Here is a 21,194-nt window from a genome sequence, read left to right as displayed (position 1 = left end):
CCGGCACATAAACCCAACACCTCATGCGCATACATTCCCTGATCATCGCAGCCACCTTATTTTCCAGCCTGTCCCTGACAGCGCAAGTGAAAGAGCAACAGGCCGTAAAGCCACAGCTGCTGGGCAATGTATCGTCCGACAAGATCACAGAAGCCTCCGGCATCGCTTCCAGCGTTACCCTCCCCGGCTGCTACTGGACGCACAACGATAGCGGCAATAAACCAGAAGTATTCCTGCTCAACAGTAACGCACAACTCATCAGCATTTTCAAATTGCAAGATGTTAAAAACCGTGATTGGGAAGATATTGCAGAAGGCATCGGCCCGGTAAAAGGCAAACACTATATATATGTAGGCGATATCGGCGATAATGCAGCTATACGCAAACATATCCGCATCTATCGTTTTTTAGAACCTGAAAAAACGCCACCAGCAAAGGTTTCAATAACACCTGATATACTCACGCTTCAATTTCCCGACGGGCCCCGCGATGCAGAATCACTGCTCATCGATCCGCTCACCCGGAGCATCTATATCGTCAGCAAAAGAGAAAAAAAAGTTCATCTCTATAAAACATCCCGCCTTGATTTCAAAAACGGCGATAAAGTAACGCTCGAAAAAACCATTACCCTCCCCTACACCTGGGTCACCTCCGGCGACATCTCCAAAGATGGCCACCACATTGTGATCAAAACATTACTGGCCGTTTACTACTGGCATCGCAACAGCAATGAAACCGTGGAACAGGCCATGGCCAAACCCGCCACAGAACTGCCTTACATCCCCGAGAAACAAGGCGAAGGCATCACCATCACCCCCAACAACGATGGCTATGTAACCATCAGCGAAGGCGATCACTCACCCGTGTACTTCTACCGCTGGAAATTTTAACGGCTGAAGTTTCATTTCAGTAGCTTGAATTATACTTGTATATACAGGGAAATGACCTTCTCTGTGAGATCGTTTTTTGTGTCAACCCTGTTTTTGCCAACACCCTCAAACCATTAAAGCATCATGCTTTTTACTTATGCAAAAGAAAGCTATCATTATTGGCGCAGGCCCGGCCGGCCTCACTGCCGCCTATGAGTTGCTGCAACGCACCACGATCATGCCGGTGATCCTGGAAAAAAGCAACGATATCGGCGGCATCTCCAAAACAGTCAACTACAAAGGCAATCGCATCGACATCGGCGGGCACCGTTTCTTTTCCAAGTCCGACCGTGTGATGGAATGGTGGATGAACATGATGCCCCTGGAAAAAGAAGCCGCAGCCAGCTTCAGCATCACCTACCAGCAAAAGACAAAGGAAATAAAGCGCCAGCGCAATGACAGCGATACGCTCGTAGCACCCAACCCCGACCTCATTATGCTTGTAAGAAGGCGGCTGTCGCGCATCTATTTCCTGCACAAGTTCTTCAACTACCCGATACAGCTGTCTGTAGATACCCTGCGCAAACTCGGTATAGGCACCACCGTTAGTATCATGCTGTCGTACATGAAGGCGCAGCTTTTCCCGCGCAAAGAGGAGAAGAGCCTGGAAGACTTTATGGTCAACCGTTTTGGCAACACGCTCTATCATCTTTTCTTTAAAGATTATACAGAAAAGGTATGGGGTGTTTCCTGTAAAAAGATATCGGCAGAATGGGGCGCCCAACGCATCAAAGGTATCTCCATCGCCAAAGCGATCTCTCATGCCCTGAAATCCGCCTGGGATGCGGGAAAGCCCAAAGATATCAATCAGAAAAATGTAGAAACCAGCCTGATCGAACAGTTCCTTTACCCGAAGTTCGGTCCCGGACAATTATGGGAAGAAGTAGCCAACCAGGTAACCCAACGGGGTGGCACCATCCTCATGCAGCACGATGTTACCCGCATCCACAGTGATGGCAACCGCATCACCGCCATTACCGCAACAGACCGCGGTACTGGCGAAACCATCCTGCTGGAAGGCGACTACTTCTTCTCTACCATGCCGGTACAGGAGCTCATCGGCGGCCTCGAAGCCGATATTCCGCCCGCAGTGCGGGAAGTGGCCGCAGGACTGCAATACCGCGATTTCATCACCATCGGTATCCTGCTTAAAAATCTCAGCTTCCTCGATGCCAAAACCGGTACGCACCAGCCACTCACCCTGAAAGACACCTGGATATACATACAGGAAAAAGATGTGAAAGTAGGCCGCTTGCAGCTCTTCAATAACTGGAGCCCCTATATGGTGAAAGACCCCGGCACCACCTGGGTGGGCATGGAATATTTCTGTAATAAAGGAGATGATTTCTGGGAGATGAAAGACGAAGAGATACGCGAGCTGGCCATCAGCGAGCTTTGCAAGATAGGGCTTGCATTGCCGGAAGATGTGCTCGATGCCACCGTACTGCGCATGGAGAAAACTTATCCGGCATATTTCGGCACCTACGATCGCTTCGATGAAATTCGCCATTACATCGATTCATTCGAAAACATTTTTCTCGTAGGCCGCAATGGCATGCATAAATACAATAACTCCGACCACTCCATGCTTACTGCTATGGTGGCTGTAGATAACATCTGCAACGGCGTAAGCACCAAGGAAAATATCTGGTCTATCAATACCGAGCAGGAATATCATGAAGAGAAGAAATAACAGCGCTATTCTTCTCTCAAACGTTCATCTGTATACGTGATAGCCGTTTTGCCGTGAGGCACGGGCTTTCCGCTCTCATCAACGCTCACAAATACCATCTTGTCGATGGTGAGAATACTTTTTTGCGTGATCTTGTTGCGCACCTCACAGGTGAGTGTGAGCGAAGTGCGGCCGAAATGAGTGGCTTTGATACCCAGTTCCACAATATCGCCCTGTCGCGCGGAGTTGATGAAATTGATCTCCGACATAAACTTGGTTACACAACGGTTAGTGCCCAGCTGTATGATGGAGTAGATCGCTGCTTCTTCATCTATCCAGCGCAGCAAACTGCCGCCGAACAAGGTGCCGTGGGCGTTGAGGTCTTCCGGCTTCACCCATTTGCGTGTATAAAAATTCATTGCTCCCGGTTTTAAATGCACATTCAGCAGGCAAAATTACCGTATTTTTATTGATGACGCTGTTGCATCGCGATCACCTCTTCCAGCGCATAGGCCGGACAGCCGCCATGATAGCCAGCTACCACCGCTCCCAGCGCATTGGCGAAATGGAGGCATTGCTGTGGTGCATCGCCTTTAATGATACTGTGCAGGTACCCCGCCAGGAACGCATCGCCGCTGCCGATGGTGTCGGCTACAGTTACTACATGCCCCGATTCATAGTAGAATTGTCCGCCAGTGTACAACATACAGCCCTTGCTGCCTAAAGTAAGTATAATGGTATGCAGGCCAAAATTAGCTGCCATAGCGGATATTACGGTTTCGTCAGGCCCCGTATAGTCGTACCAGTTAGCCAGCAATGCCAGCTCATGTTCATTTAGCTTGAGGATATCTGCCTGCTCCAGCAGCCAGGATACCTGGTCGGGATGGTAATGCGGCGCGCGCAGATTGATGTCCAGCACTTTGGTAGCTTTCATCCCCAGCAAATGTTCCAGCGTTTGCCGCGATATCTCGTTGCGCGTGCTTAAACTACCAAATACCAGGTAAGAGGGCGGGTGCTGTAACAAGGCTTCCAGCAAAGGTTCCATCCTGATGAAATCCCACGCCGACGGATATACGATGTCGTATTGCATCTCCTGTTCAGGTGTGACGGTGGCGTGTACCTTTCCTGTTTCGTGTACGGTATCCTGCTGTACATAGCGGGTATCGAGCTGGTATTGCTCCATCAGGGCCAGCAGGCGGCGCCCGTAGTCATCAGCGCCTATCCGTGTGATCATGGCCACCGGATTCCCCAGCCTTTGCAGGTGATAGGCTACATTCATCGGCGCACCTCCCGGCAATTCCTTGCCAGGCAATAGATCCCAGAGTATTTCTCCAAAACAGGCAATAATATGATCTGACATACTTCATTAGATTGATGCCAGAAATTAGTGCTTTTTAGTTTATTTCCTTGCAAGCGCCTTGTCAATTTTTTCTTTGATGTGTGGATCGTACCTGACAGACAAAGCTTTCTTCCAATAGTTGACAGCCTGTATGGTGTCGTGTGTGGCATTATAATAATCCCCCATACTGTCGTATGTGTTATAGCTCTCCGGGTAGTAGTCGATATTCAGCTGGAAGAACATTTTCGCAGTAGCCGGATGTTTATCGAAGAGGTGCCTGTACCCCATCTCGTTAAATGTCTGCTCATCCGGGCGGACAGCATATCCCAGCTCTTTCGACAGTACCTTGTAATGATCAACAATCAGCTCCCGCAAAGAATCTGGCGGACAGTGATCGTCCATAAAAAGATAGGTGGGAAACCGGTTATCACGGAAGATAAACCGCAAAGCATCATACTCCGCAATCAGAGGAACAGAGATATGGTCATCATCTTCATAATATTTACAGGTCCATCTCAAATGATTGTCCGGGTGCGCAATTAATTGATCTTTCAATTGTAAAATAGCACTGGTATGGATGGAGCCCATAGCTTTATCTTTTCTTACCTGTACCGTATCCAGACTGGCATTCATGGTATGGGCGATGGCAAGAAAAAAATTCTTGTTATTCATATCTTTTTGCAATAACTGCCCGATTTCCGACAGCAATTCACTGTTATGCCAGAATATACTCGGGTCGATGGCCACGTAGGCATTAAAGATATGCGGATGATGCAGCAGCGTGTTCGTTACCAGCAAGCCGCCCAATGAATGTCCGATGAATACACGGTAAGGGGCTGTGGAATAATTTTTATCGATATATGGTATCAGTTCTTTTTCCAGGAATGAAATAAATTTTTCTCCCCCGCCGGAACCCTTCACCATCGTATCCACAGAGGGCGTGAGATCTCTGGGACGGTTGCCATTCGTATTCGGAATACCTACGATGATCATCCGTGGCAAAGCAGTATTGCCATTGATCCAGCTTAACTGATGTATCATGGTTTGCAGCGATGCAAAATACCCGTCGCCATCCAGCACATACAGTACAGGATACGCCACTTTCACAAAATAGTTGGTGTCAACAGTTGGCGTGTAGACCCATAAAGGCCTTTTCTCTTTTAATATCGTTGAATAAATACTGTCCGCCTGCCCGAAAGACACCAGGGGCCGGGTCATCTGCGCATATGCATCCAGCAACAGAACAGACAGGAACATGATCAGGAAAAACTTTTTCATAGCGGGTGTTTTTCCGATAAGTTCAGTTTATTTGATAGTAATATTTTATTGATGTGATATAATACCGGATAAATGTGACGGAAGATATTTCGGAGGGCTTAAAATAAAAAAGGACAAGCCGCGACGGATCGCGCTTGTCCTGCCAGTTGCCCAACCAGGATTCGAACCTAGACAAACAGAACCAAAATCTGTCGTACTACCATTATACTATTGGGCACCGTAAAACGGGACGCAAATGTAGTAATTTTCTGAAAAAAAACAAGTTGGGGAAAAAATTCCCGATACTCACCAGAGATGATATAATACTCATTCAAATCTGCGTGATAATAACTGTATATTGCTGAAAACCCTGCTGTAGCGCAACTTTAGGGGGATATCAAAAACGTACCTTATGAAAAGAATCATCCTGTTGAAATTTTTCTCCTTATACCTGGCACTGTGTGCGGTTGCGCAATATCACCCCAAGGCGCCCTACGATCTGGTGGTGATCACCGCCATGGATTCGGCATTACTCTTACCTAACTGCCATTACCCGCGCAAGGCTAATGGTGAAATACCAGCGGTGTTGCGTTCTATCTCCCAAAACCTTGCTGGTAGCAATCCCTGGCCGTATCTATGCATCAAGGGTAAAAATCTGATGAACAAAAATGTTGGCGCACCCTATGTGCATGATTATTACGCCTATGACCATTACCTGTTATCGCCCGGAGAAAATATTACTTTCTATGCGGCTAATATCACACCCGAAAATGCCGGGCAATTCAGATACCAGGTGATCAGGAATTTCCGGGAAATTGTTGCTCCCTCAAAGGCGCCGGAGGCATTTTACAAACGCATAGATACGCTGGAATATAATGGGCGTCTGCCTTTCGCCTGTCTGGGTAACTATCAGCAGGATTCCGGTAATGTGATGGTGGAGGTATATAACGTAAAAGATTATACGAAAAGAAATGGTATCCTGGTGAGCTGGAATAAAGACTATCTCCCCCGGCTCACAGGTGTTGAAATAATGGAGGCTTCATCGCTTAAACCCCTGGCGCTACCATCCTTTGCCAGCAGCATATCCACTGTTACCGGCTTGCCCGTCAGTCTCCGTTTCCACATCAATACCGCCAGCCATCTGATCCTTGCCTGCAACCTGCATGTACCGCAGGGCACGCAGTACGGCTACATCCTGCTGAAAGAAGACGGCAAAAGTTTTCTGAAATGGGAAGATAATCTCATCGGCTCCTCTCTCATCGTACCGACCGATTTCAATGTTCCCGGCAAATACAAGCTCGTAGTGTATCCCAACGGTATTACACGGCCCCTGCCTGATAATAATGGCGTGATCCGCTATGAACAAAACAAAGTGATTGAACTACCTATAGAGATACTTCCACCTGAGATAACCTACCATGGGTGGGCGCCATCATCTCTTCAAATCTTAGCGGCAACCCTGGTTGCCGCTTTCCTGTTTTGCGTTTATTATTTCTACAATCAACGCAAAATGAAGCTGCTGGCCCGTGACAAGCAAATGGCCCAGTGGAGGTTACAATCTGTCCGCAATCAGCTCAATCCTCATTTTATCTTCAACGCACTCACTTCCATTCAAAATCTGGTAAACCGTCAGGATCCACGGGCCAATCACTATCTCCAAATCTTCTCTTCCCTTACCAGAAAGGTATTGGATCAACATAATGAAGAGATGATCAGCCTGGGAGATGAACGGCAGTTGTTGGATGAATACCTGCAGATGGAACAGCTACGCTTTAATTTCCATTATGAGATACAATTGCCGGAAAACCTGTCCAGTACTGAGATTCCCGCATTGCTCCTGCAACCTTATGTAGAAAATGCCGTTATTCACGGAGCATCCGCTCTGGGAGAAAAGGGATTTATCCACATCCAGGTGAAAATGACCGATAAAGACCTGTACCTTAGTATAAAAGATAACGGGTACGGTTATACGGACAAAACATCCACAACTGGCAGAACATCCTGGGGCTTGAAATTAGGCGAAGAAAGAATAAATTTATTAAACCGGATGTACCGTGAAAACGTTATCAGCTGCCACGTTGCAACAGGCAGCAGCGGTACCACCGTTGAGTTATTATTAAAAGAATGGTGCTGATATGACGATACGTAGTATAATTATAGATGACGAGGCTAACAACCGCGAAAACCTCCGCGGGCTGCTTCATTCCTGCTGCAACGGTATTGAAGTAGTGTCGGAAGCGGCCACTGTAGCCAAGGGTGTAGCAGCAGTGCAGCAATACCAACCGGACCTGCTTTTCCTGGATATCCAGTTACCTGATGGCACCGGCTTCGACCTGCTCAAACAATTAGACCGTACCGACCTTGAAGTGATCTTCGTATCAGCACATGATCAATATGGCATCCAGGCGGTAAAATTCTCTGCGCTCGACTATCTCCTCAAACCCTTGTCTACGGCAGAATTACAAGCGGCAGTTCAGAAGGCTTCAGAAAAGATTTCCCGGAAAAGAAAAAACACCAATCTCGAAAACCTGCTGGAATACCTTCAACCACGAAAAAAAGAAAACCCGCGCATTGCCCTGCCATTACAACAGGAAACGCGTTATGTGCCTGTACATGAAATTGTGCGCTGCGAGGCTACCAGCAACTACACACACGTATTCCTTTCCAATAAAGAAAAAGTATTGGTAAGCCGCACCCTGAAAGAGTTTGCGGAGTTGCTGGCACCATACGATTTTATCCGCACGCACCAATCACACCTGGTAAACAGGCTGGCAGTAAAAAGCTGGCTGAGGGAAGATGGCGGTACACTGCTATTAGAAGATCTTACCAAGATCCCCGTATCCAGGCCGCACCGCGAAAACGTAAAAAAATTATTGGACTATTGTTGAGCTACATTATAAAGAATCACAAACTCCACACGACGGTTCTTTGCTTTACCTTCTTCTGTATTGTTGGTCGCAATCGGATGACGGTCGCCCTGGCCCCAGGTATCAATACGGCCTCCATCTACTTTATCATCTACCAGCAGCTGCTTGGCGCCAGCAGCGCGCTTTTCAGACAGTTCACGATTAAAATCACCATTGCCGGTGTTGTCAGTATGACCAGTAATCATGATCTTGGTCTTGTCATATTTGTTCAATACGTTGGCAAAACGTTCAAAGGCTGGTTTGATCTCTGGTTTCAGATCAGCAGATGAAGATGCATACATTACATTGTTCGGGAAGATCACTTTCAGACTGTCTTTGATCAAAGTAACATCAGCTTCATTCAATACATTTTTTAGCTCTTGATACTGTTTGTTCATGTAGGCATGTTGACTGCCCGATTTCCTGGAAGAAGCGCAGGAAGTAAATATTGCAATAGCGGTAATAACGGAAACCCACACACGAGAGGAGCTTAACAACTTTTTCATATGTTGATGAGATTTGCCGCAAAGATATCTAAAATAAACATTATCAACATTTTATGAAAATTATATTGAATATAATCCTCTCGCTATATATAAACAACTGCTGCTATTCTGATCTTAAACTCTTCACCGGATTGCTGAGCGCTACGCGTATTGCCTGGTAACTGATCGTGAAAACAGTAATGAGCAATGCACCACCAATAGCAATAATAAATACGCCAGGCCCGATCTCGATCCGGTAGTTGTAATGATTTAACCAGTTATGCAGAAAATAAAACGCTAACGGCGATGCAATAGCGCCTCCTACTATCACGAGCAACATAAACTCACGGCTCAGGAGCAGCCACAGTTGCGCCACAGAGGCGCCCATCACCTTTCTCACCGCAATCTCCTTCGTTTTTTGTGCAGCGGTATAAGCAGCCAGTCCTAACAAACCAAGGCAGGAGATAAAAATGGCCAGCGCCGCGAAAATGGCCGCCAGCTTGCCCACCAGCGTTTCGAGGTCGAATTTCTGTGCATATGAAACATCCGCGAAATAATATTGATAGGGATAGGCTGGATTATATTTATTAAAGATGGCTGTCAGTTTTTTAATGGCCGACTTAATATCCGCCTGCGACACGAGGCGATACATCATCACGCCGCCCTCGCGGCCATGGACAAAGATCGCCGGCTCCACCGGAGAGAAGGGAGAAGCCACCACCGCATCTTTTACTACACCTACAACCGTGGCGCGCAGGCCGCGGTCCCAGGTGATCTTTTGCCCAATAGGATCTTTCAATCCCATCTTTTTAACAGCCGTCTCATTTAATATAGCCGTTCCCGTGTCTGACGACCACTCCGGGTAGAAGTCGCGGCCCGCGGTCATCGTCATGCCCATAGATTTAAAATAATCGTCTGATACACTTACGTCCGTCACGGAAATAAAACTATTGTCCGTTTTCCCCGGCCATGTTGATATCACATTATGCGACCATACTCCTGTTACCGGGCTGGTTGCCCTTGAAACGCTCGCTACCAGGCCTGTTTGGAGTAATTCTCCACGGATGGCATCATAATTACGGGACAGGTCATCGGAAAGTGAGGTCACCATCAAACGGGACGGATTATAACCTGTAGGCCTTTTTTTGGCATAATTAATTTGTTGATAGATGATAATGGTGCTGATGATCAAAGCCACCGATGCCGCGAACTGCGTTACCACCATCACTTTGCGGGGCAGCGATGCCCGCCTGCCCGGCAACACGGCGCCTTTCAGCACCTTCACCGGCCTGAAAGCCGACAAATGGAAAGCTGGCCGGCTTCCTGCCAGCAAGCCTGTCAATAAGATAAAGGAGATCACCAGCGCCCAGGCTGCCGGTTTCGTATAGGGGATCACGATAGTAGTACCGATCAGCGTGTTGAAATATGGCAATACTAATTGCAATATCAAAATGCTGATAACCGCCGCAATCACTGTCAGCAACAGCGACTCCATAAGGAACTGTATGATAAGATCTGAACGGCTGGAACCGATCGCTTTTCTCACGCCTACTTCCCGCGCCCTCTTCTCAGACCGGGCTGTAGCCAGATTGATAAAATTAATGCAGGCAATCAACAGCACCAGCGCCCCGATAATACAGAACATACGCACATAGGTAATATATCCGCCGGATGATTGACCGTTCTCAAACTGGCTGTAGAGGCGCCATTGGCTCATCGGGTGCAGGAATGCCTTCATTGGAATATCATGAACGCGGTTCGCCAATATATCGCAAAGCTTTTTGGATACCACCGCACTGTTCACACCTGGCTGAAGCGCCACAAATATCTGGAAAGAGTTATTACCCCATTCACTACGGGCTTTTTTCATCCAGTCATTGTTCTGTTCAAAATATTTAAATGGTACAAGATATTTGAAATCAAAGGTGGAATTAGTGGGTAGATCGGCTAATACACCGGTTACTTTCAGGTCGTGGCGGTTTTCGAAACGTACGATTTTATTCATAGGGTCCTCATTGCCAAACAACGATCTGGCAGTAGAAGCTGTGAGCACAATACTATAAGGCTCTTTCAGTACCTGCCCGGGATTGCCCTGCAGTAAAGGGAAACGGAACATATTGAGAAAGTCTTCCTGTACGCCGCCACCGGGGAGCACCATTTTTTTGTCGCCCACCATCAGGCCATGACTCCCCATCCAGTCTGTTTCGATTGCATATTGTATGCCCGGCACATTTTTGCGGATAGCGTCGGCAAGGGCCAGGGAGCTGGCATTCATCGTGGTGATACCGCCTTCATTGCTTCGGTAATTCATCATCACCTGGTAATTATTCTCATATCCGGGAAGAAAGCGGTCATAAGTAAACTCATTGTACGCCCATAGTGAGATCAGCAGAGCTACCGCCATACCAATGGCCAGCCCGAAGATATTCAATGCGCTGTAAGCCTTGTTGTTCAGCAGGTTTCTCCATGCCGTTTTCAAATAGTTCCTGAACATAAAAACAATTTGTAGCTGCTGCTACGAATAAAATGCCAGTGAGAAGATACATTGATTTTCAATAGAAAGATCGGAACGGAATGTTCGTTAATGGACAGATGTTGCATGAAAATGGACGAAGAGCATCTGGCATCATGCCTCTTCTGTTAAGAAACAATTTACAAATCAAAAATTTATGAGCAGTAATTTTGGCCGTTGTTAACCAGTTTCTTCACCTAACAAGATAGTCCATGAGGAAGATATTCCGGCTGAAGAGCCGACAGGAAATTCAGTATTTTTGTTATAAAGACAAAAACATAAAGCACATGGATCAGCTTAATCTTATTGAAATCAACCCTAAAATAATGATGGGCAAGCCTGTTATTAAAGGGACCCGGATAACAGTAGAGCAAATCCTGGAAAAGCTTGCTGTAAGCGAATCTATCGACGATGTTTTACAGGCACATCCTCATTTAACCAAAGAACAAGTTCAAGCTGCTTTAATCTTTGCAGCCCAGTTGTTGAGAGGTGACGAGATTTATTCTACGGCTATATGAAGTTTCTGGCAGACGAAGGCGTTGACCGACCTATTGTAACATTACTCCGCCAATCGGGTTTCGAGGTGCAATATATATTGGAATTGTGTCCCGGCGCAGATGATGATACCGTTCTTGATATGGCCAATCAAACCTCGAGCATTTTGATAACCCAGGATAAAGATTTTGGAGAACTCGTTTTCCGATTGAAGAAATTACATTCAGGCATCGTGCTTATCAGATTAGGCAATGCCCCATCACTGATACAAGCCGAGATAGTTAACCACGTGATACAACAACACCAAAGCAAAATCTCTCAGGCTTTCACAGTCATCCAACCCAAAACCGTTCGCATAAGAAGAGAACTAAGCAATTAAAAATCAATTGATTAACCCTACTTGTAGAGGTTTTGTAGTACCTCTTTTTTTCTCCTGTAGATAGCGTGTAGTAGCCCCAAATTATGCACGGAATACTTCCGGGGATACCTTTGCCTCGTTATCATTTTTTATCAATTGTTAAACGATTAACTACCATGAAACCGAAACAGTGGGCGATCATCTCTTACATTACACTGATAGGCTGGATCATTGCTTTTGTAAAAACCAAAGATGAACGCGAAAAGAACGGATTGATCAGCTACCACCTGGAACAAGCGCTGGGCCTCATGATTGCAGGCATTGTCTGGAGTATCGCAATAAGTATCGTATTAGTTATTGTACCGGCATTAAAAACCCCGCTGTCCATTTTATCCCTGTTACCATTCATTTTTATGGTGTTTGGTATCATCAATGCAAACAGCGGCACCAACAAGCCATTACCATTGATCGGAAAATTATTTGAAAACAAGTTTGTTTTTCTCCAGACAAATTAAGCGCTAACACACACAGTTGTTAACCCATGTTAATCCCGAAAGAGGCCCGCATAGCATTTGCTGTGCGGGTTTTTTCATTTCCCGAGCCCCATCAGATAAGCATCCAGGCCCTCATCTTTCCCGAGGCCCAACTTCTGCTTGATACGATACCTCGACATCAGGATGCTCTTGGGCGCCACACCCATACGCACAGAAATTTCCTTTGTAGTAAGTCCCATAGAAATATAGGAACAATGCTTCAGATCCAGGCGGGTAAGCGTATTGGCAGATTTCTCCAGCAAACGGTTAAAAAATTCCGGATGAATATTTTCCAGTTCTGTTTTGGCAGTTTCCAGGTCTTCATCCAGACGGCGGTGCTGGTCTATCATACGCGTGATCTGCCCCGCCAGGCCACGGTCTACGGCCTTGTCGGAGAGTTTATTTTGAAGCGTCTGCAGCAGCTCGTTCTTTTCTTCTACCTGTAGAGTACCTGCCAGCAGGTCTTTCTGTAATTGTTCTTTCTGGGCCTGCATCAGCTCTTGCTCGGCTTGCAGGCGGGCTGCTTCTTCTGCTGCAAGACGCACCTGTAGCTCGGCTTCCTGCTTTTCCAGCTGGAGGCGGCGGCTCTCTTCTGCCTTCAAACGGGCCTGCAAAGCGGCATCTTCTTTCTCCTGCTCCAGTAACTTTTGTTGTTGTATCGTAGATTTCAGCCGGAAGTGGTACGAGCGGAAGAGGAACAACAGCGCGAGGATACAGATAATGATCAGGATAACATAGATAGTATTGAGATGTTTGTTGAAAGCCGCTTTCTCCTGCAAGACAAGCAGCTGTTGCTCGCGCTCGCGGGCCTGGTACTGGGCTTCCAGCCGCTTGGCAATGCTCATTTTCTCGGCATCGAAGGCAGCAGCGTAATATTTATTATGATCTCTTGCATATTTGAGGGCCAGAGGATAATCATGTTTTCTTTCGGCCACGTCAGACAAGGCCTCCGTAAGATGGGCCATGATACTGTTGTTGGGCGCGGGGTAGCGCAACATCGTTTCCATGGCAACCAGCAACAGGTCGGAGGCACGGTCATAGTTGCCATCGGCCAGTGCAAAGCTGCTCATCATGCCGTAGCAACTGGCGATGAGCTCCTGCTGATCTGTGGCCTTGCCATTTTCCAGTGCGATATCCAGGTAGTGTTGGGCGGAATCGCGGTAGCTGCGCGGAAAGAACTCTGCATACAGGTTGGCGTTGTTCAGGGCCAAAACGCCCATGGTGCTGGGAAAGCTGATCGCAGATTTCTTTTCCTTATATAATTCAATGGCAACACGGTTGTAGTACAGGGCGGAATCCAGCTTCACACGATTGGTAGTATCGCTGGTAAACTGGTGCTCGAAGCTGGTGGCCAGCGCCTGGTAAGCATTTACGAGATCGTCGGGGTCATTGTTGCGGCGGGCTGTTACCAGGGCCATGGAAGCGTAACGATACTGGTTTTCGAGATCGTTCCAGTCGGCGTAAATAGCAGCCAGGTTATAATATATACTGGTGGTGAAAGTACTTTCTTTCAGCCCCTCGCCTGTTTTGAGGGCGGTCTGAAAACTTTTTACGGCATCATGCGGCTTGCCTTCGCGGCTTTCCAGCCATCCTTTACGGTACCAGACATTGATCAGCGTAGTTTTATCACCGGATTTTTCGGCCAGCATGAAGGCAGAATCCAGTTCCCGGTGCGAGCGGCTGATATCTTCCTGAGCATATAATAAGGACACCAAAGAGGAATGCACCTGGGCCTCATATTTCACATCTTTCAGGGAACGGCTCATATTCAGCGCAACTTCAGCAACAGCCAGGGCTTCTTTGCGGTCGGTACTCACCAGGGCGCGGCTCAAGCGGATACGGGTCACCACCTGCTCTTCAGGGGTGAGGTTAGGCTGGGCTAACACGCGTTTCAGTGAGTCGGCTGGCGTTTGTGCAGTAGCATGATATACAAACAACAGGAGAGCTACTACTATAGTCAGGAGTCTAGATACGGTTTTTATGATACGGTCCATGTCACAAAAATACAGTTTCTACATCAACCTGTAGATGTTTTGTAGATATCTATTTCGCCAGGCTGTAGTTGCGTTGTAGATATACAAAATAGCTGAAATCCGCCATGGCACTGTACTTTTGCATCATACAAGGTGGTCAGCTAGGACATTTTGATTGAAAAACCGGAATCCTGCCATTTTTGAACACCTCCACGCATTTTACGGCCTGATTCTATTGTACGTTACCCAATTCCACTCTGATATCACAGAAAAAAACAGCAACCAGGGTATTCCCTGGTTGCTGTTCTCATTTTAAGATTATAAGCCCGCTGCCCGGGAAAAACACTACCTTCGCGTTTTTTCAAGCACTATGACAAATCAATGTGAACTTTGCCAATCCGGCGATGCCTTGAAACTGTACGAAGTACTCCCGGAACCAGCCACCAGCCTGGATAACAAGATCCTGATCTGCGACAAATGCCGCGCCCAGATCGAGAAGAAAGCGGAGCTGGACAGCCAGCATTGGAAATGCCTTTCCGATGCGATGTGGAGCGAGAAACCAGCCGTACAGGTAACTGCCTGGCGTATGCTCCAACGCCTCAAAAATGAGAGCTGGGCCGCCGACAACCTTGACATGATGTACCTCGACGACGACATGCTCGCCTGGGCCAAAGCCTCCGGCGATCACGAAAATGACGCCACCGTTGACCTGCACCGTGATTGCAACGGCGCCATCCTCCAACACGGCGACACCGTAGTGCTCACGAAATCACTGGATGTAAAAGGATCCACCCTCAACGCTAAATTAGGCACCGTCGTGAAGAATATCCGGCTGGTAGAAAATAATACAGAACAGATCGAAGGAAAGATAGAAGGACAGACAATTGTGATCCTCACAAAATATTTACGCAAACAAGGAAGCTGAAATATTTGAGAATTTCTTGATTTACGGATTTCTTGATTTACGGATTTATAAATTTGTAGCGAATCTGAAACCTGCCACAAATTTATAAATCCGTAAATCAAGAAATTCGTAAATCAACAAAAAGAAACCCGCTCTTAAAGAGCGGGTTTCTTTTTGTTGCCCAACCAGGATTCGAACCTAGACAAACAGAACCAAAATCTGTCGTACTACCATTATACTATTGGGCAATCTCCCTTGTTATTTGGGATGGCAAATGTATAACTTTTTTTCTTTCTTCAAAAAAAAGTTTTCTTATCGTACCAAATCAGCTATCTGTGCGGGTTTGATCCACTCCATGCAAGCGTAGTCGCCACGGAAGCAGGGCTTGTTTCCAAATACCGAACAAGGACGGCAATAGAGATCCAGTTGAACGGCATTCTCCGCTGACTGTCCATACCCCATAAAACCGGCGTAAGGATGCGTAGCTCCCCATACAGAAATAACCGGTACCCCGAAGAGTGAAGCCAGGTGCATGTTTGCGGAGTCCATGCTGATCATCATATCCAACTGGCTGATGACGCTCATCTCTTCTTTCAAAGCAAAACGCCCGGCCACAGTGATCGTTTGCGGATGTTGGGCAGCCAATGCAGCCAATTGCGCTACCTCCTGCTTGCCGCCGCCAAAGAGCAATATCCGCTGCCCTGGCTGCTTTGCCAGCAAGCCTATCACTTCCGACATTTTCTCCAACGGATACATTTTTTCACGATAGGTGGCAAAAGGCGCCACCCCAATCCATTTGTCCGTTCCTTTAACACCGGTGACGGCCGTGATGCCCTCATGCAAAGGCTGCGGCGCAAATACAGGCTGGCGGCCCATTTCGCAGGTCAGTCCCAAGGTGCGGAACACTTGCGCATATCTTTCGATAGTACTGGTAAGAGGTTGTAATATTTTATTTTCCCTGCGCGTGAGCGCTTTCTTTTCAGCACGGCCTTTGTCGATCGCCGCTACCGGCACGCCTTTCAGGCGAAAGAAAGTACGCACGATTTTCGAACGTAACACATTATGCAAATCTGCAACAGCGTCAATCCGGTGCTGCTGGCTGATTTCACGGAACAAGCGGTACAGCCCTTTCACACCTTTATGCGGTCCTTTCACATCGGCAGGAAAGAAAGTAAGCCCTGGAATGCCCGCACAGAGGGCGCTCCAGTTCTTGTTGGAAACAAAAACGATGCGAAGCCCAGGATTGCTTTCCAGCACCTGTTTCATGACGGGAATGGTCATGGCTACGTCGCCCAGTGCCGACAGGCGCGTTACGAGGATAGTACGTGTGTATTGATCAGCAGCTGCCAATGATTGCGGATTTTATTGTTCGCCTTTATACAACACCGGGTTCAGGGAAGGATCGTTGTACATCTTCATCTGTTTATACACTTTCATGTATTTTTTGCCGGCGGCAATATCCTGTAACAGCGCTTCTATGGCTGTTCCCAGGTCTTTACGTTGTTCCAGCAGGATATCCAGCTTGCGCTGGCAGGCCGCGCGGTGCTCGGGACTGGCATCTTCGCGGGTAGCCTCTTCATGCATGTGATAGATCTTCAACGCAAGAATAGAGAGGCGGTCGATGGCCCATGCCGGGCTCTCCGTATTGATAGCCGCATCGGCAGCAGGCGTTACGGATTTATATTGTTCCAGAAAATAACTGTCGATATATTCCACTACGTCTGTGCGTTCCTGGTTGGAGCGATCGATCCAGCGCTTGATGCCCAGGGCTTCTACCGGATCAATTTTCGGATCGCGGATAATATCCTCCAGGTGCCACTGCACCGTATCGATCCAGTTCTTCAGGTAAAGCAGGTGCTCAATGCTGCTCTTTTCATAGGGATTGCTGATGGTCTGATGCACATCATTATACTGGTGATAGTCCAGTATAGATTGGTCAAATATTTTATTGCACAATTGTGTAAACATGCAGCAAATGTAAATCTCTCTACATAAAAAAAGAAGCGCATGGTAGAAACCATACGCTTATTGTAAAAGATTGTCATGTGAATGTTCGAGAATGCAAATCGTGTAGGCTTTTTAATGGTTATCTTGGGGTTGAGATTCCTTCAAGGTATACCACCTTATAACTTCGATTACTCTAAAGGACACGACGTGTGATATACACATCATATCAGCAGTTGGCAATAATAAATTTGAAATGATATTTTGTTTTTAACAGCAGTTAAAATTCACTCTAAAGAATTAAATATTTTGAGGGTTCGTAAATCAAGTTCAGTTCATTCGTTCATCACTCATGTCCTGACCAGTAATCAACAATCTTTTTGTCCATTCCGTGAAAAGCTGCGCCCAACACCATTCTTCCACTTCATTATACGATCGCGCCGAGTTCTGATTTCATTTACTAAAGGGTTTTCGGCAAGGCAAACTAAAAACAGGGTCATCAAAATTTCTCACTCACTTCTTCCGGATGTCTTAGTGCAAATTAAACGGGGCCACTGCATATAATATTGCAGTGGCCCCGTTTTTATGCCCTTTTTCGTACAACTTTCGTGTGAAAATTGCTATTTTTTTGTCCAAATTAGTTTTGTGCTTTTTTCTGCCTTCCCAATGCGATGTAATAAAGCGGGATACCCAGCAGAATGATACCCAGGCCAGGCAAGGTATAGTTAGCCTCAAACTTCAGCAGCAGCACTGCCAGCGACAAGGCCACCAGCACATAGATCAGCGGGATCACCGGATAACCGAATGCTTTGTAAGGTCTTTCAATATCAGGACGTTTTCTTCTCAACACAAATATCCCCATGATGGTGAGCACATAAAAAATGAGCACACCGAAGATCACCAGTGCCAGCAAATCATTGTAACGGCCTGTTAAACAAAGGAAAGAAGCCCATGCACACTGTATCCAGAGACCGTAGGCAGGTACGCTGTTCTTGTTCAGCTCACCGGCTTTTTTGAAGAACAACTTATCTTCTGCCATGGTATAGTAAATGCGCGCACCGGAGAGAATCAGACCATTGTTACAACCAAAAGTGGAGATCATGATCATCACTGCGATAATAATGGAACCGCTATGACCGAAGATCTTTTCCGCCGCAGCCACGCCCACACGGTCGTTGGCGGCAAAGGCGATATCGTGTAAGGGTAATACGGAGAGATACATCAGGTTGGCGCTTACATAGATAATCGTAACGATGAGCGTACCAAGGAAAAGGGAACGGCCGATATTTTTCTTCGGATTTTTGATCTCCGCAGCAATGAAAGTCACGTTATTCCAGGCATCGCTGGAGAACAGGGTGCCTTTCATAGATACGGCGATAGCGCCCAGCAGCGCCAGTCCGGACAATGCGCTGGTGGTAGTACTACCGTCGATCATTTTCACAGCCGCCGCGTCCCAGGCATGTTGCCAGTTGGCGTTCCACACTTCTTTGCTGGCGCCCAGCAGCAGGCCGAAGATGATCAGACCGAAGAGCGACAACAATTTAGCCAGGGTGAATACTGTTTGAATCACCTTACCATGTTTTACACCACGTGTATTGATATACGTTAGTAAGATGATAGAAACAATCGCCACGATCTGCGCAGCAGAAATATCCGCAATGGGCGTATGCAGCAGGATGTTCTTTTCACTGAAACCCGGAATGAGATAAGCGGTAAACTTGGCGAAAGCCACTGCCACAGCGGCGATGGTGCCTGTTTGTATCACACCGAACTGTGTCCAGCCAAAGAGGAATGCAATGAACGGATTGTAGGCTTCACGCAGGTAAACGTATTGTCCGCCGGCTTTGGGGAACATACCCGATAATTCGCCATAGCTGAGTGCAGCGATCAGCGTTACCACGCCGGCGAGCACCCACATAGCGGTAACCCATCCGGCGCCGCCCACACTGCGCGCTATTTCGGCGGTTACAATAAAAATACCGGAACCGATCATGGAACCGGCAACTACCATCGTGGCATCGAGCAAACCCAGCGTGGGTTTAAAGCTATTAGTTTGGTTGACTTCCATATGTTATCTTATAAAAAATCCCGGCTCTACAGAACCGGGACCATAAGGTAGAAAAAAAATTCCAAGTAATGCATATCTGTAATTGTCATAATGCATTACCATTATTGTTATTTTGACGGAGCAGCAGCGCCCTGTTCATTCATTCCTTTGATAACATCATTGGTGACATCGTAAGCCGGATCCCTGTAAAGGATATTGCTTACGCCGGTACGGTAAGAGAAGATATACGCGTAACGTTTGTCGGCATTATAGACTTTCAGGAAATCATCCAGTTTCTTCTGCAGTTCTTCGTTGAATTTAGCCTGTTGTTCGGAGAAAGTAGCGCGCGCTTGTTGGGCTTCCTGTTCCAGCTGCTGTTGTTTGGCCAGCAGACTGCGTTGCGCGGATTCGCCCTGTTCTTGTGTGAGGCTGGCAGCGCGGCGTTGCAGGTCGGCATATTCGTTCTGAAGGCCACGGGCTTTACCATTCAGCTGGTTTTCCATGGCTTGCTGTTTCTTTTCCAGCTCTCCCCTTTTCTGTTTAAAATATTCGAAATGCGCTTCCAGCGTATCCAGGTCTACGTAAGCGATCTTAAAGCTGCTTGCCGCTGCCGGTGCAGTACTGTTGCCTGCTGCAGGCGTAGTAGCCGGAGCGTTGCTACCAGCTTTGTTACCTTGACAAGCCATAAATAAACCGGCGGCTAATGCTGCCATCATTCCTTTGGACACTAATTGACTACGAGTGCGCATGTTTAATAGGTAGATTTACTATTAATCGTTTTTTAAATGGAAGGGCTAAAATAAGGCTTTTAACGGATTTTCAAATCCGTAGCAGTTTTTTTAGCTATGATTTAACTAATTGTGCTGAATGACGAAACTCTTGAGCTTCGTGGTGTCCAACCTGTCGGCCCGGGAGGTCAGCACCAGTGAATACACTTTATCTTTATTAAAGTGGATGGTGGGTGTTCCGAAAATGGAGTCTTTCGCCCGAAAATCTATCCAGCGCACACACATCAGGTAGGTGCTATCGGCAAACACAGGCGTGAACGAGGAGATAGAAGGATAGCTCATCCCTCTGAAAAATCTGGACGAGTTAGCACTGGTATTAGAAGTATCAGACCAGATATCCATCGACACGGCCTGTTGGGAAGAAAACCTGGTGGGATTGTAGGAATCGCTGAGGTCCACCACCCTGAAACGCGCCATGCCAGTAGTGTTTGGAGAGAGGTCATCTTCCGCGAACATTAAACTTAACCTGGTATTGCTGGTATCCACTCCGAGGAAAGCCGTAAAATAACGGGCATTCCGCAGGTTATACTGCCCCATATAGATCGGCGACTGTGGCGTTCTGACATCGTAGATCCACATTCTGTACGCCTGTGCTTTGAATGCCTTGTATCCTGAGCTGCCGCCGTAAGCCACACTGGTAGCCACATTGGCGGTATCCATCTTCACGCCGAATGTTGCACCCGGCACACCATTGACAAACATAAAATGCGACTCCGTTTCGGGAACCGCTGTGTCGCTGCTCTTTTTACACGCCGCCAGCAAAGCCATTGCTATAATAACAGGAAGGATCAGTTGTTTCATTGATATCCGGAACGTTTATACAAACCCAAAAATAGCTTTTAATTGGCTTCTAACTAAAACCGATTAAACAAATGTTGCAGGAAACCGTCTACTATCCGTTAGAAGATATTTTGGCAAGCAAATAAGCAATATCACAACAGGGCTGCCCGCGAGGCAGCCCTTCTCCTGTACGTTCGTCAATTATAAAGGCTCCTTCGTACATTCCGCACCCCGCGCGGTTTTCCAATCTCTTAATTTTATATCCAGAGAAA

19 protein-coding genes and 2 tRNA genes are annotated in these 21,194 nt (G+C 47.1%); 8 read left to right on the top strand and 13 right to left on the bottom strand.

Annotated elements, in window-relative coordinates:
- Window positions 1–23 precede the first annotated feature (23 nt).
- Together FPG75_RS15820 and FPG75_RS15815 are read left to right on the top strand one after the other, a co-directional pair.
- Window positions 24–890 (top strand): hypothetical protein, encoded by an 867-nt coding sequence (locus FPG75_RS15820; protein WP_143307824.1) that lies wholly within the window; start codon window positions 24–26, stop codon window positions 888–890.
- Between the two features lie 136 nt (window positions 891–1,026).
- The gene (locus FPG75_RS15815; RefSeq protein ID WP_143307823.1) at window positions 1,027–2,622 is read left to right on the top strand and encodes an NAD(P)/FAD-dependent oxidoreductase; all 1,596 of its coding nucleotides are present in this window, start codon (window positions 1,027–1,029) and stop codon (window positions 2,620–2,622) included.
- 5 nt (window positions 2,623–2,627) lie between these two features.
- Here the strand turns inward: FPG75_RS15815 and FPG75_RS15810 are convergent, their stop codons facing one another.
- From FPG75_RS15810 to FPG75_RS15795, 4 genes are all read right to left on the bottom strand, one after another.
- Window positions 2,628–3,020: an acyl-CoA thioesterase gene (locus tag FPG75_RS15810; RefSeq protein ID WP_143307822.1), complete on the bottom strand. Its 393-nt coding sequence runs from the start codon at window positions 3,018–3,020 to the stop codon at window positions 2,628–2,630.
- Window positions 3,021–3,067: 47 nt separating this feature from the next.
- On the bottom strand, window positions 3,068–3,961 hold the full coding sequence (locus tag FPG75_RS15805) for a carbohydrate kinase family protein (RefSeq protein ID WP_143307821.1): 894 nt from the start codon (window positions 3,959–3,961) through the stop codon (window positions 3,068–3,070).
- A 39-nt stretch (window positions 3,962–4,000) separates the two neighbouring features.
- Window positions 4,001–5,218: an alpha/beta hydrolase gene (locus tag FPG75_RS15800; RefSeq protein WP_143307820.1), complete on the bottom strand. Its 1,218-nt coding sequence runs from the start codon at window positions 5,216–5,218 to the stop codon at window positions 4,001–4,003.
- A gap of 146 nt (window positions 5,219–5,364) precedes the next feature.
- Window positions 5,365–5,435 (bottom strand) — tRNA-Gln (locus tag FPG75_RS15795).
- Between the two features lie 174 nt (window positions 5,436–5,609).
- On the opposite strand from FPG75_RS15795, the gene FPG75_RS15790 reads away from it, so the two are divergent.
- Both FPG75_RS15790 and FPG75_RS15785 read left to right on the top strand, forming a co-directional pair.
- Window positions 5,610–7,331 (top strand): sensor histidine kinase, encoded by a 1,722-nt coding sequence (locus tag FPG75_RS15790; protein WP_143307819.1) that lies wholly within the window; start codon window positions 5,610–5,612, stop codon window positions 7,329–7,331.
- 1 nt (window position 7,332) lies between these two features.
- Window positions 7,333–8,085, top strand: coding sequence for a LytR/AlgR family response regulator transcription factor (locus FPG75_RS15785; protein WP_143307818.1), 753 nt, complete (start codon window positions 7,333–7,335; stop codon window positions 8,083–8,085).
- On the opposite strand, the gene FPG75_RS15780 is transcribed toward FPG75_RS15785, so the two are convergent.
- A complete protein-coding gene (locus tag FPG75_RS15780) occupies window positions 8,076–8,609 on the bottom strand; it encodes an OmpA family protein (RefSeq protein ID WP_143307817.1) in 534 nt (177 codons plus the stop codon). The genes FPG75_RS15785 and FPG75_RS15780 overlap by 10 nt on opposite strands.
- 103 nt (window positions 8,610–8,712) lie before the next feature.
- Window positions 8,713–11,082: an ABC transporter permease gene (locus FPG75_RS15775; RefSeq protein ID WP_143307816.1), complete on the bottom strand. Its 2,370-nt coding sequence runs from the start codon at window positions 11,080–11,082 to the stop codon at window positions 8,713–8,715.
- A 230-nt stretch (window positions 11,083–11,312) separates the two neighbouring features.
- Between FPG75_RS15775 and FPG75_RS15770 the strand changes: the two genes are divergently transcribed.
- The 3 genes from FPG75_RS15770 (at window position 11,313) to FPG75_RS15760 (ending at window position 12,468) form a co-directional block, all read left to right on the top strand.
- Window positions 11,313–11,618 (top strand): DUF433 domain-containing protein, encoded by a 306-nt coding sequence (locus FPG75_RS15770; RefSeq protein ID WP_201747973.1) that lies wholly within the window; start codon window positions 11,313–11,315, stop codon window positions 11,616–11,618.
- Window positions 11,615–11,974, top strand: a complete 360-nt coding sequence (locus FPG75_RS15765; RefSeq protein ID WP_143307814.1) for a DUF5615 family PIN-like protein — start codon at window positions 11,615–11,617, stop codon at window positions 11,972–11,974. The genes FPG75_RS15770 and FPG75_RS15765 overlap by 4 nt, the downstream gene beginning before the upstream one ends.
- Before the next feature lie 155 nt (window positions 11,975–12,129).
- A complete protein-coding gene (locus tag FPG75_RS15760) occupies window positions 12,130–12,468 on the top strand; it encodes a DUF4870 domain-containing protein (RefSeq protein WP_143307813.1) in 339 nt (112 codons plus the stop codon).
- Between the two features lie 74 nt (window positions 12,469–12,542).
- On the opposite strand, the gene FPG75_RS15755 is transcribed toward FPG75_RS15760, so the two are convergent.
- Window positions 12,543–14,480, bottom strand: coding sequence for a hypothetical protein (locus FPG75_RS15755; protein ID WP_143307812.1), 1,938 nt, complete (start codon window positions 14,478–14,480; stop codon window positions 12,543–12,545).
- Window positions 14,481–14,829: 349 nt separating this feature from the next.
- Here FPG75_RS15755 and FPG75_RS15750 point away from each other — a divergent pair, with 349 nt between their 5' ends.
- A complete protein-coding gene (locus FPG75_RS15750; protein WP_143307811.1) occupies window positions 14,830–15,384 on the top strand; it encodes a PhnA domain-containing protein in 555 nt (184 codons plus the stop codon).
- 156 nt (window positions 15,385–15,540) lie between these two features.
- Here FPG75_RS15750 and FPG75_RS15745 read toward each other — a convergent pair.
- The 6 genes from FPG75_RS15745 to FPG75_RS15720 form a co-directional block, all read right to left on the bottom strand.
- Window positions 15,541–15,611, bottom strand: a tRNA-Gln gene (locus FPG75_RS15745).
- Between the two features lie 64 nt (window positions 15,612–15,675).
- Entirely contained in the window at window positions 15,676–16,713 is a 1,038-nt protein-coding gene (locus tag FPG75_RS15740; protein WP_201747971.1) for a glycosyltransferase family 9 protein, read from the bottom strand.
- Between the two features lie 12 nt (window positions 16,714–16,725).
- Window positions 16,726–17,331 carry a DUF4254 domain-containing protein gene (locus FPG75_RS15735; protein ID WP_143307810.1) on the bottom strand — a complete coding sequence of 202 codons (606 nt, stop codon included), beginning with the start codon at window positions 17,329–17,331 and terminating at the stop codon, window positions 16,726–16,728.
- Window positions 17,332–17,944: 613 nt separating this feature from the next.
- Complete coding sequence (locus FPG75_RS15730) at window positions 17,945–19,375, bottom strand: APC family permease (RefSeq protein WP_143307809.1); 1,431 nt, start codon at window positions 19,373–19,375, stop codon at window positions 17,945–17,947.
- Window positions 19,376–19,482: 107 nt separating this feature from the next.
- Window positions 19,483–20,103 (bottom strand): OmpH family outer membrane protein, encoded by a 621-nt coding sequence (locus tag FPG75_RS15725; protein WP_143307808.1) that lies wholly within the window; start codon window positions 20,101–20,103, stop codon window positions 19,483–19,485.
- A gap of 105 nt (window positions 20,104–20,208) precedes the next feature.
- A complete protein-coding gene (locus FPG75_RS15720) occupies window positions 20,209–20,943 on the bottom strand; it encodes a DUF4397 domain-containing protein (protein WP_143307807.1) in 735 nt (244 codons plus the stop codon).
- Window positions 20,944–21,194: the final 251 nt, after the last annotated feature.

Origin of the sequence: Chitinophaga vietnamensis (assembly GCF_902167635.1) — a bacterium.
In the GTDB taxonomy this organism is placed as follows: domain Bacteria; phylum Bacteroidota; class Bacteroidia; order Chitinophagales; family Chitinophagaceae; genus Chitinophaga; species Chitinophaga vietnamensis.
This window is presented reverse-complemented; position numbering and strand designations above follow the sequence as displayed.